The following is an 11,603-nucleotide window of genomic DNA, read 5'->3' as shown; positions in this document are numbered from 1 at the left end:
GTTAGAACTTAAATCTTTCTACTGCGCTGGTTAATGAGTGGGCGAGTTGGTTAACGTTTTCACTTTGATTGGCCAGTGACTTTGCATGTTCGGCATTGCTTTGTGCTTGTACGGTTACTTGCGCCATGATCTGTTTTATACCATTACTGTTATCAAGCTGATGATGTGATGAATCCGCAATTTGTGTGCTCATTTGGTTAATTGTCACTAAGGTACCTTTTATTTTATCTACGGCTTGGTTTAGCTCGCTACTATTGGCAACACATTCTTTTGCTTGCTGTTGGCCGTCATTGATCTCATGGTGAGCTGTGCTGGCTTGTTGTTGTAGCGTTTGGATCATGGTGTGAATTTCACTGGTAGAACTTTGTGTGCGAGCGGCTAAAGAGCGAACTTCATCTGCGACTACAGCAAAGCCTCGGCCATTTTCACCGGCACGGGCCGCTTCAATAGCAGCATTAAGTGCAAGTAAATTTGTTTGTTCAGCAATGCTACTAATTGTATCTACTATTGCGCCAATTAATTGTGTGTGTTGAGTGAGTTCGTTGGTGCTTTGCACTGCTTGATCAAGACGAGCGAGTAAAGCGGCAATGCGCTGACTGTTACGATCAGCTATGTGATTCACATCATTGGCAAATTGCGAGGCGTTTGCAACTTCACTGGAGGTGTTATCAGCTTGCTCACAAACGGCTTGGGAATTACTAAACATGCTATGAGCCACCGAACTGGCTTGTGCTATGTGATCTAACTGTTGCTGCGCTGCTAGGGTCATATGTTGGCCTTGCTCGCTGGTTTGAATTGCTGATTGATCTAAGGTGTGGGCGTTGTCACTTATTGCACTTAGTAGTGTACTCAAGTCATCACTTAATTGATTGATATTATTTAACAGCAGACCAAATTCATCGTCGTTAACTGGTTTTGTGCGTTTCGACAAGTCACCGGAAGCGATACGTGATAGCGCTTTATTAACAGTATTCAGCGGTTTTAGCATTGCCTTAGTCGTTAAAAAACAGATCAACGCTGCAAACGAAATAAGCACTAAACTTATAATAATGGCGAGTGTTGAGCCTGTGCTAATGACCGATTGAGCATCAGCTTGTAAGGTGTTAAAACGTTTATCGGCTAATTGGTTGAGCTCAATAATAAGTTGTTCGGTAAGTTGAAATTGCTGTTGAAATGCTGAAAAGGCTTGTTCAGCCTCAACTTTGCTGGTTAAAAGTGTAGTTTGTTGCTGATATAGCGTTGTTAACTGTTTATTTATTAAGTTTAGTAGCTCTTCTAGGCTGACAAAGTTGGTTTTATTTTCCAGCTCACTTGCTTGTTGTTGTAGGTAGGTAAAATTAGATTGAATATTATCTAGCAAAAAGTTGGTATCTTGTTGGTGCTCGTTGAGTGTTTGCAAGGTGTTTATATGGCTGATGTTTTTAACATTATTACCTAAGGTGAAAAGCAAATCATCAATGCGGGTCGCGGTGCCAACAATCGCGGCTAATAATGTTTGTTGTTCAGCTGCTACTTCGATTAATTCTAAATCAAGTAAGCCATTACTTAAATCAGCGAGGTTGTTAGCGTAATCATTTGCCAATGTAGTGACCTCAGTTGTGGCGGTCAGGCCTTGCTGTTTGGCGTTAAACATTGTTGTGTTGGTAGTATTAAGTTGCTGATAGCGTTGCTCTATTTTTGACAGTAGCTGCTGCATTTGCGGTTGATCATGAAGTTGCGTGTTTAGCTCTTTCAGCTTGCTGGCAAATATGGCTTGGTTTTCACGGGTACTGTGTTGCTGCTGTTGTAAGCTGCTTTCTGTTGTTTGACTGTACGCAACAGCATTATATTTGGTGATTGATAACAGTGATAAACGAAGCGCATTACTTTGTTGTTGTACCGGTACGGCTAACGTTTCTATATCTGCAGTCGCATGATTAATTTGCCCGAGTGACCAGTAAAAAAAGCCACTGCTGGCAAGCATTAAAAAACCAATTGTGGCAAAGGCAAAAATCAGTTTTGTTTTTATAGCAATAGCGCGCATAGCTAACCCGTAAATACTTAAGTATTTATGAGTGTAGCAGTATTTTTGTAAATTATAAGCGTTGCATGCGGATGCTTTACTCTAAATTACAGTGATATTTGTTGCCATCAATGATCAGCATTGCTTCGTTACCTTTGGTCCAAAAAAGTACGTCATCATTGCTATATTTTGCACCTGAGGCGCTGATCTGTTGCGTTAACGGGTAGGTAACCTGGTTATAAACCAGTGAGGCCGTTTCTGCACTCTCGCTGGTGATAACCGCCGTTAGTTGGCTATCGCAGGAATAAGATTGGCTGTTTTGTGGTTCAGTACATGCACTAAGGCTGAGCATACCGAGTGCAATTAATAAGCTTTTATACATAAATAGGTACCTTGGTAAGTGGGTTTAACGACTAGCATAGCAAACGAAAATTAACCGTTGGTGAAAGTGGCCGTTTAGGCTATGTTGATTATTATAAACAGTTAACTGCAAAGGAAATTAAATGGCAGGTACGAATCTATTAACCTTGTTGGATGATATCACTACATTGTTAGATGATATTGCCACAATGAGTAAAGTCGCGACAAAAAAAACCGCTGGTGTATTGGGGGATGATTTGGCGTTAAATGCTCAGCAAGTTACCGGTGTTAGTGCAGATCGTGAACTGCCTGTGGTGTGGGCCGTGGCAAAAGGGTCGTTTCTTAATAAAACCATTTTGGTTCCTGCCGCTTTATTGATCAGTGTCTGGCTGCCTTGGCTTATTACGCCGTTACTAATGATTGGTGGGTTATTTTTGTGTTTTGAAGGTGCCGAAAAACTGGTTGAAAAGTTTTTACCTAGCCCGAAAAACGACGAGCTGAGTGAAGCTGAACATCTAGATTTAGTGGCATACGAAAAACAAAAAATTAAAGGAGCTATTCGTACCGATTTTATTTTATCGGCAGAAATAATTGTCATCACGCTTGGCACAGTTGCCGGTGCAAGTTTGCTTAATCAAGCGCTGGTATTGAGTGTGATTGCTGTGATCATGACCATAGGTGTGTATGGTTTGGTAGCAGGAATTGTAAAGCTTGATGATGCTGGTTTGTATTTACTCAAACAAGCCCAGCAAACGGGTAATCGTTTTAAAGCATTACTAGGGAAAGGTCTATTAGCTGCGGCACCACGTTTAATGGCGTTTTTAGCGTTTGCTGGTACGGTCGCGATGTTTTTAGTTGGTGGTGGTATTTTAGTGCACGGCATAAGTGTATTGCATCATTGGCAAATAGCGGTCACTGAATTTGCATTAACAACCTTAGGTAGGTTGGGAGAAGTGTTTGCGCCATTATTATTTGATGGCTTATTAGGCGTGCTGGCTGGCGTTGTTGTGGTGCTTATTCATCACACTGTTGTGAGTATAAAAACAAAAGAGCCGGCAAATTAAATCTGCCGGCAATGGCTTAGCAAGGGAATGCTATGAAAGTTATGATTAAGCTTAGTGGTCGTGCTCTGCTTCCTCAGCGATGCCTAACCAAGTTATTTTACTTGGGGTAAAATCAAGGTTAAGAATAGTTTCGGCCGTTTGTTCATGAGTATCGACGCTTAATACTGTTTGGTTATTTGCATCGCTGATATATACCGTATCATCGGCCGCTGAAGCCGCTAACGCATAGTTGCCTGTGGGGCTGTCGAGTACTTGAAAACGAGCACTGACTTGCCAATCATCCTCAGCATCCAGTATCGATAAAAACCCATCGCTTTCCAGTACGTAAAACTCGCCTGTAATACTATCGAGCGCACTTGCTAATACGGTATTTTCGGTATTTTCGGTATTTTGCTGCCATGCAAGCTGTGTCATTTTAGCTGATTCTGGGTCGATGGTGTAAAAAAGCTTACTTTGTGCAATACCTAAAAAGAGCTCGCTGTGCTCGCTCCCTTTAATACTACCAATCCGTGATCCCTCAGCAAAACTATCAAGGTTAGCTACTTTAGTTGCGTTAAATGCACCATTGTGTTCTTCAATAACTAATACACCATCACCGCAGCCAAAGGCAATGTGCTGATGATTTTGTGCGCTGCCATGCAGTGCAGGGCAATCAAGCTCAAAACGCTGTTCTTGGTGGAAGTGATCGCCATGAATATGTAGTTGTTCCACATAATTTGGCAGCACGCTAGTTACATCTTCACTGCGATAGGTGGTGATCACTGAGTCACCGCGAATTTGTGCCGTACCATGCATAGCATTAGCAAAACTATGTGTTGCCAGTGTTTCGCCATTCGCAATTGATTCGTCAGTTAAAATAGCAAAGCTTGCAGCAATACCCGCATCTATATTGCCATCAAAAAACAGCGCAGCTTGCTGTTCGCTTACATCAAAATGAGTTGGCTTATCATTTGTTAATGTAAACCCTGACAAGGCAGGAGCTTGTTTGTAATCATGCAGGTGATCACCATGATCTTCTTGATATAAACCGCCATCAATAAACTCTACGTAGTTATCATCGCGTTGTATCAATACTACAAAACGATTGTTAGGACTTGCATATAAGCCGCTAACAATATTGGTAGTATTAAACATTTCAAGTAGCGCGTTAGTGTCAGTATCGAAAATTGATACGTTGGCAGCATCAGCGTGACTAATGGCTAAACGCCCTGTTGAAGTGATTTCGGTATGCTCATGGTCATCTGGCTGTCCAGCATTTTTATCTGCAAGATCATCAATTTCACTGTTACAGGCACACAGTACAGCAACCATAGAGGCGATCAGGCTAATTTTAAAGTTAGGTAAAATCATTAGCAGTCCAACGTTTTGTTATAATATATCAGTAATGTTATATTGTAACCAAATTAAAGTAAATAGTTACTCTTCGTTGTTTACTTAAGTATTTGGATGGATACCTATTTAAAACTTTATTGGGTACAATTGTAGCAATTATAAAAATACCAATTTAAAAGGATGTTGTATGAACAAAATAATGCAGTTTATTGTTGTTATTGTGTTGTTCTCTTGTTGCCCAATTAGTTATGCAAATCAGTCAGGTCCTACAGTCGAGGACTTTAGCCGCAGCAGTGAATATAGCCAAGTTAAAATCTCCCCTAAAGGCAGCTACCTTGCAGTAATTATGCAACCTCAAGGTAAAAAGGTACTGGTTATTTTAGATGCTAAGAAATTCACAATTCACCATGCTATTAATTTTCAGAGCAATGCGCAGGTTGGTGCTTATCACTGGGTAAGCGATGAACGAGTTGTTGTTGCAAAAGAATACTTACGCGGTTGGCAAGATCACCCTGAATATTACGGTGAATTATATGGCGTGAATGCCGATGGCTCGAAAGCTAAATATTTAGTTGGCTATCAGGGCGAAATGCAAACTGGTTCTCGTATCAAAAAAGCCACACCGGTTTATGGCACCTCTTATTTGTTGGATCCTTTGATCCACGATGACGATAAAATGCTTATCATGACTTATCCGTGGACATCTAGTAGTGAACCGCACACAGTTGTTTATGAGGTCGATGTTTTTTCAGGAAAGCGTCGTAAAGTTACCCGCTCACCGTCACGTATGGCCAACTTTTTGACCGATCATGAGGGAAATGTCAGAGTGGCTGTTTCCAGTGATGATTATATCAAACCCACAATTCATACCCGTGAAAAATCAGGCGGCCGTTGGCAAGAACTTAACTTAGGTGATTTGACTTACAGCGATATGAACTTACACGCTTTTGATAGTAGTGGTGATGCTGTTTATGTCACTGCGTCTATCAGTGGTGAAGCGCAAGGCTTATATAAATTGAATCTGAAAACCAGAGCAATTGATTTAATTCATAAGGAAGAGGGGGTTTCACCAAAGCAAATATGGGTTGATGAAGCATCAAAAGAGTTATTTGCGATTGAAACCGAGCTAGGCTATCCGACTTATGCCTTTGTCGATGGGCAATCAGAGAAAAGCATGCGTTTAAAATCATTAATCTCCGCTTTAGCTGGTGAACAAGTACAGCTTGTAAGTAGTACTGAAGATGGTGACACTAATATTATTTATGCCTCGAATGACCGTAACCCTGGCCAATATTATTTATTCGATGCTAAAAAAAATAACTTACGATTTTTGTTTGCATCTCGTAGTTGGCTTGATGCAAAGCAGATGGCGCAGACCAAACCAGTGAGTTATACCAGTCGAGATGGTTTAACTATTTATGGCTACTTAACACTGCCGAATAACAGTACAGAGAAAAACTTACCTTTAGTGGTTATGCCACACGGTGGTCCACATGGCCCTCGCGATTGGTGGGGGTTTGACCCCGATGCACAGTTACTTGCCAACCGTGGCATGGCGGTACTAAAAGTTAATTTTAGAGGCTCAGGTGGTTTTGGCCGTAACTTTGAGCATGCTGGGCATCAAAAGTGGGGGGCTGAAATCCAATTTGATATTATTGATGGTGTTAAGTATTTAATTGAGCAGGGCACGGTTAATAAAAATAATATCTGTATTATGGGCGCGAGCTTTGGCGGATACTCAGCGTTACAAAGTGCGATTTTAGAACCTGATATGTTTAAATGTGCGATTGGCGTTGTTGGTGTTTACGATTTGCCGTTAATGTTTAAAGAAGGAGATGTTGCGGAGCGCGACAGTGGCCAACGTTATTTACAGAATGTATTGGGCACAGATGAAGCGCAATTAAAGGCATTTTCGCCAAGTTATAATATTGATAAGTTAAAGGCTCCTGTACTGATAGTGCACGGTGGTGAAGATCAGCGGGCACCGATAGAACAAGCCGAATCACTTATTGCTGCTCTTAAAAAAGCTAAGCACCCTTATATATATGAGCTACTTGAAGATGAAGGGCATGGGTTTTATAAGCAAGAGCACCGCACTCGTTATTATCAACAAGTACTGGCATTTTTAGATCAACACCTAACACTGTAACGATCTGTCTTGTAGGTTAAATGGCAAGCTTTTGGCTTGCCATATTTATTAGCAGGCGTGTTCTAGGCACAGTTCTTTGAGTTGTACTTTGGCTTTGTGGTTATTTTGCAGTGCGGCTTGTTGATACCAGTAAATGGCTTGGGAAAGATCTTTTTCTACCCCCTCACCATCACGATACATTTGTGCTGCATTAAGCTGCCCCCACTGTGAGCCTTCTTTGCTGGCGAGTAAAAAACTCTCAAAGGCATCTTTGAATAAACCATCTTTGTAATAGATGATGCCTTGCTGGTTATTTTTATTAAGCTTTACCCCTTCATATAAAGGTTTTGGCTGTGGTGGAAACATCACAAAGCCGCCGTATAAACTGTATGCGTAAGGACGCAGTACATCATAAATAGCACCTTCATCATATAAATGCTGCACTTCCTTACGCGCTAGAGTGAGTGTCTTTGATGAGAAATAATCTTTTTGAACTAATAAGCTGGTGCGCATCGCTGTTGTTATGGCTCTGTCGTGTTTATAACGGTAGTTACTAATCTGAAAGGTAATATTTTTATCATCAAACTCGAGTACTTGGGCTACTTTTAGGTTTTCAGGGCGCAATGGTTGGTTAGAGAATTTATCTGCATGTACCAAGTAAGTATCGAATGCTTGCGGCTGGCTTAGTATTGCTTGCTTGGTTTTTAGCTCATCAAGATGGTGTGTATAGAGGTAGATAGATAGCCAGATAACTAATATTGAGCCTATAAAATATTTGATTAAAGAAAGCTTTTCTAACCATGGCAGTTGCATAACAGAAAGCTGCACACTGTGCTGACAATGATTACACTGGTATTGATAACGCCACGCTAGTGGCAACATAGGTATGATTGAAAAACGTAAAAAACGGCTATGATTTTGTAGCTGGTAGTCATCATTGTGACACTGCGGACAGGTTTTGGTTTGGCTGAAAAACGACAATGAATCGCAGATATTGAAAAGTAGCATTTGAGGCCCTCTGTCCCTTCCTTGTTTTACGTTAAATTAAAACAAGGAAGGTGAGATGCAAAGCACAAAACTGTAAGCAAGTATGTTTGGTTGGCTTATTTACTTGCTACAGGCTTTGCTTTAATAATGGTTTTTGCATCTGCCGCCATAAAGGCAAATACAGCATACGCCGCGGTATTTTGCTTTAGTTTAGCCGGATCTACTTTATCAAGCGTATCATCAGCAGTGTGATGGTAATCAAAGTAATCAGTGCCATTTTGATGCAGTTCAAAAATTGGTGCGCTGGTGGCATTTTTGAATGGAATTAAGTCAGGCCCGCCATTGGCGCTATTTTTACCAATGTATTCTACGTTAAGTGGCGCTAGTTGCTTGGCTATTGCACGTACTACTGGCAGTGACGCTGCAGATACATTCGACTCAAAGCCATACACTACATCAGCACCAAAGTCAGATTCAGCCGCGGCAACAATTTTATCAAGCTCATTTGCATGCTGTTTAAAATAAGCTTTAGCACCCCATAAGCCAAGCTCTTCAGCGGCAAATAGCACCACCCGAATGCTACGTTTTGGGCGTTTTATTTCGCTAATATGCTTAGCTGCCGCCATTGTTAGCGCAACACCTGCACCGTCATCAAGTGCACCAGTGCCTAAATCCCAAGAATCTAAGTGACCGCCAATCAGCACATACTGCTCTGGATTTTGCGTGCCATTGAACTGACCAATCACGTTATAGCCAGTACCTTGACCACGATCTTCAGTTTGTACATTAATATTAACGGTAACATTTTTACCAAGTGCGATATTGGTCAGCATCCGGATTGGCAATGGTTACGTTAGGGATTTTGGTTACGCCATCTTGGTAATGGCTGCCACCGGTATGCGCAAAACGGTGATGAGCCGTACTAACTGAGCGCATCATATAGCCAATCGCGCCTTTTTTAGCGGCTTCTACAGAGCCAGTTGAGCGAGCACGAACCGCAGGGCCATAACCGTTGCCATCGATATCACGATTCATACGGTAATTTATATAAGCAATTTTTCCCTTTAAGCTGTTTGCGGGAGCGGCAATCAACTCATCAAGGGTTTCAAATAATATAACTTCAGCAGTAATGCCGTCTTTTGGTGTACTGACACTATGCCCTAAAGCGGTTAAATGCAGTGGTTGCTCACTTGGCGTTAGGATTTTGCCGCTTTCATTAAAACGACGCCATTCTGGGAAGGTCGCTTCTTCAAGCCATACCTTATCAAAGCCAAGCTGTTTAAATTTAGCTTGGGCCCAGGCAACGGCTTTTTTATCATTTTCAGTGCCTGGTAAACGCGGGCCTATTTCAGTCGTAAGGGATTCTAGTAATTGGTAGCTTAAATCACTATTGCTAGCGTTATCTCTAAGCTCGGCAACTTGCTTAAGTTGTTTAGCGTTAAATTCAGGCTCTGCGGCGCTGGCTAAAAAGCTACTAGCAAGTAGTAACCCTGTGATGATTTTTTTCATTATTGACCTTGGCGGTATTTTCAAGTGTGCGCTATTAAAGCATTTAATACTGAGTAGCAAAAGCAGATGAGATAAAAACGCGAAGGCGGCTTTTCAACATTGCAGGTTTATTGATAATCTTGCCAGCTTAATGGTAGCAATTTGTATATTCTGCTATTATGCAGCATAACTAAGTCGGGCATCTGCAGCGGCTTTTCATGTTTACTTTTTGCACTGGAAATTACTTTGACCGCTACAGCTTTTTCATCTCTCGCTTTACCATCTGGGTTGGTAGATAACTTATCAACATTAGGTTATACCCAAATGACAGCCGTACAGGCGCAAAGTTTGCCGCCAGTTCTTGAAGGTAAAGACATTATTGCACAAGCCAAAACAGGCTCAGGTAAAACGGCAGCGTTTAGTTTAGGCGTGCTTGCTAAACTTAATGTGAAACGTTTTCGTATTCAATCATTAGTACTTTGTCCAACCCGTGAGCTTGCCGAGCAAGTTGCTGTAGAAATGCGTAAATTAGCGCGCGGCATTCACAATATTAAAATTTTAACCTTGTGTGGTGGCGTTTCAATTGGGCCGCAAATAGGTTCCCTTGAGCATGGCGCGCATATTATTGTTGGTACACCTGGGCGTGTAGATGACCATATTCGCAAAGGCACTTTGCGCTTAGATGATGTTGAAACTTTAGTGCTGGATGAAGCCGATCAGATGCTTGATATGGGCTTTCAAGATACTTTAGATGCGATTATCGATTGTATTCCCAAGCAGCGCCAAACGTTATTATTTAGCGCCACTTTTCCACGAGCAATCGAAGCGATTGCTAAACGGGTGTTAAGCAATCCTGTGATGGTGAAAGTGGAAGAAGAGCAAGAAAAGAGCACCATTAAGCAGTACTTCTATAAAATGGATAATAACAAGCAGCGCTTTAATACGTTAAAGTTGTTATTGCTTAAATTTCAGCCTGAAAGTTGCGTGGTGTTTTGTAATACCAAAGTTGAAACACAGCAGGTCTGTGATGATTTAGCCGATGAAGGCTTTAGTGCGGTATCATTGCATGGTGATTTGGAGCAACGTGATCGTGAACGCACACTTATTCACTTTGCCAATAAAAGTGCCTCAATCTTAGTGGCCACCGATGTTGCGGCACGCGGTTTAGATATTGATGATATGGACATGGTGATCAACTATCATCTTGCCCATGACCCGCAAACCCATGTGCACCGTATTGGTCGTACCGGTCGCGCGGGTAAAAAAGGTATCGCTTGTTCAATTTATGGTGATGCAGAGCAATTTAAAGTGGCGCAAATTGGTGACCATTACGAATGTGATTTCTTGCCTGAGCAATTACCGCCATTTAGCTTACTTGAAAAACCACCATATAAACCGCAAATGGTCACCTTGATGATTGATGCGGGTAAAAAGCAAAAAGTGCGTGCCGGTGATATTTTAGGCGCACTAACGGGCAAAGACGGCGTTGCAGGGCGTCAGGTTGGTAAAATTAACGTACTTGATAACGTAGCTTTTGTTGCTGTTGAACGTAATTCTTCAAAACCAGCACTACGCAAATTAACTGAAGGCAATATTAAAGGCCGTAAAATACGCGCTCGTCGCCTAACTCGTTAATTCTCGATTGTTGAGCAGCTTGCCTTAAGCTGCTCATATTCATTCTTTAGCTCTTTAAACTTTTCTGTATCGCCAGTTTCTTTATCTGGGTGGTACTGCATGGCCAGTTGTCGCCAGCGTTTCTGTATATCTTTCAAACTACATTGTTTCGCCAATTGCCAACGATGTAACAGCATGTCATAAGCTTTACGGTCCAGTGCTTGCTGTGGTTTTTTATGGCTTGCAAAACGTTGCCAGAAGTCATTAAGCAACTCTTCGATTTCATCACTGGTTGTTTCGTAATTTTGCCAATCTAGATAATAGTCTCGCAGCGGATCAAGCTGTTGCACTGAGTTATGGGGAGCCGTATCTGTCAGAGTTATTTGTAAGCTGGCGATAGCCAAGTGCTGAGCTGGTTGCAGTTGCTGCTGTAGTTGATACAGGGCATTCATGATTAAAAAATTACGTTTAAATAAATCACGCTCTGGTTGCACATCAAGCGTGCTGATAGAGCCTTGCTGTTGTAATTTCAATGCTAAAGTATGAACCATCCACGTCTCTTGCGTTAGAATAAGCTCAAAAATCTCATCTATCAGTGGGTTAAGCATTGTTTGCAGTCTAGTTATTA

8 protein-coding genes and 1 pseudogene are annotated in these 11,603 nt (G+C 41.6%); 3 read left to right on the top strand and 6 right to left on the bottom strand.

Going from position 1 to position 11,603, the window contains the following annotated elements; all coding sequences use genetic code 11:
• Window position 1: 1 nt before the first annotated feature.
• Both ACMVDV_RS12535 and ACMVDV_RS12530 read right to left on the bottom strand, forming a co-directional pair.
• Window positions 2-2,023, bottom strand: coding sequence for a methyl-accepting chemotaxis protein (locus ACMVDV_RS12535; RefSeq protein WP_416158329.1), 2,022 nt, complete (start codon window positions 2,021-2,023; stop codon window positions 2-4).
• Between the two features lie 76 nt (window positions 2,024-2,099).
• On the bottom strand, window positions 2,100-2,384 hold the full coding sequence (locus ACMVDV_RS12530; protein ID WP_304181699.1) for an MliC family protein: 285 nt from the start codon (window positions 2,382-2,384) through the stop codon (window positions 2,100-2,102).
• A gap of 121 nt (window positions 2,385-2,505) precedes the next feature.
• Here ACMVDV_RS12530 and ACMVDV_RS12525 point away from each other — a divergent pair, with 121 nt between their 5' ends.
• Window positions 2,506-3,426 (top strand): DUF808 domain-containing protein, encoded by a 921-nt coding sequence (locus tag ACMVDV_RS12525; RefSeq protein WP_416158328.1) that lies wholly within the window; start codon window positions 2,506-2,508, stop codon window positions 3,424-3,426.
• A 51-nt stretch (window positions 3,427-3,477) separates the two neighbouring features.
• Here the strand turns inward: ACMVDV_RS12525 and ACMVDV_RS12520 are convergent, their stop codons facing one another.
• Entirely contained in the window at window positions 3,478-4,776 is a 1,299-nt protein-coding gene (locus ACMVDV_RS12520) for a hypothetical protein (protein WP_416158327.1), read from the bottom strand.
• Between the two features lie 169 nt (window positions 4,777-4,945).
• Between ACMVDV_RS12520 and ACMVDV_RS12515 the strand changes: the two genes are divergently transcribed.
• Window positions 4,946-6,907 (top strand): alpha/beta hydrolase family protein, encoded by a 1,962-nt coding sequence (locus ACMVDV_RS12515; protein WP_416158326.1) that lies wholly within the window; start codon window positions 4,946-4,948, stop codon window positions 6,905-6,907.
• Window positions 6,908-6,955: 48 nt separating this feature from the next.
• Here the strand turns inward: ACMVDV_RS12515 and ACMVDV_RS12510 are convergent, their stop codons facing one another.
• On the bottom strand, window positions 6,956-7,894 hold the full coding sequence (locus tag ACMVDV_RS12510; protein WP_304181707.1) for a tetratricopeptide repeat protein: 939 nt from the start codon (window positions 7,892-7,894) through the stop codon (window positions 6,956-6,958).
• Between the two features lie 95 nt (window positions 7,895-7,989).
• Window positions 7,990-9,382, bottom strand: a pseudogene (locus tag ACMVDV_RS12505) (M20/M25/M40 family metallo-hydrolase).
• A 225-nt stretch (window positions 9,383-9,607) separates the two neighbouring features.
• Here ACMVDV_RS12505 and dbpA point away from each other — a divergent pair.
• Complete coding sequence (dbpA, locus tag ACMVDV_RS12500) at window positions 9,608-10,996, top strand: ATP-dependent RNA helicase DbpA (protein ID WP_064666863.1); 1,389 nt, start codon at window positions 9,608-9,610, stop codon at window positions 10,994-10,996.
• On the opposite strand, the gene ACMVDV_RS12495 is transcribed toward dbpA, so the two are convergent.
• Window positions 10,993-11,583 carry a DNA-J related domain-containing protein gene (locus ACMVDV_RS12495; RefSeq protein WP_064666864.1) on the bottom strand — a complete coding sequence of 197 codons (591 nt, stop codon included), beginning with the start codon at window positions 11,581-11,583 and terminating at the stop codon, window positions 10,993-10,995. The two genes, dbpA and ACMVDV_RS12495, sit on opposite strands and share 4 nt — an antisense overlap.
• Window positions 11,584-11,603: the final 20 nt, after the last annotated feature.

The organism is Pseudoalteromonas sp. ASV78, assembly GCF_047806705.1.
Taxonomy (GTDB): Bacteria; Pseudomonadota; Gammaproteobacteria; order Enterobacterales; family Alteromonadaceae; genus Pseudoalteromonas; species Pseudoalteromonas prydzensis_A.
The sequence above is the reverse complement of the archived record's forward strand: the minus strand, read 5'-3'. Positions and strand labels throughout refer to the sequence as shown.

Excerpts from the sequence above, each read along its gene's own strand:
- ACMVDV_RS12535 (WP_416158329.1), bottom strand. The coding sequence starts at position 2,023 with ATGCGCGCTATTGCTATAAAAACAAAACTGATTTTTGCCTTTGCCACA.
- ACMVDV_RS12530 (WP_304181699.1), bottom strand. The coding sequence starts at position 2,384 with ATGTATAAAAGCTTATTAATTGCACTCGGTATGCTCAGCCTTAGTGCA.
- ACMVDV_RS12525 (WP_416158328.1), top strand. The coding sequence starts at position 2,506 with ATGGCAGGTACGAATCTATTAACCTTGTTGGATGATATCACTACATTG.
- ACMVDV_RS12520 (WP_416158327.1), bottom strand. The coding sequence starts at position 4,776 with ATGATTTTACCTAACTTTAAAATTAGCCTGATCGCCTCTATGGTTGCT.
- ACMVDV_RS12515 (WP_416158326.1), top strand. The coding sequence starts at position 4,946 with ATGAACAAAATAATGCAGTTTATTGTTGTTATTGTGTTGTTCTCTTGT.
- ACMVDV_RS12510 (WP_304181707.1), bottom strand. The coding sequence starts at position 7,894 with ATGCTACTTTTCAATATCTGCGATTCATTGTCGTTTTTCAGCCAAACC.
- ACMVDV_RS12495 (WP_064666864.1), bottom strand. The coding sequence starts at position 11,583 with ATGCTTAACCCACTGATAGATGAGATTTTTGAGCTTATTCTAACGCAA.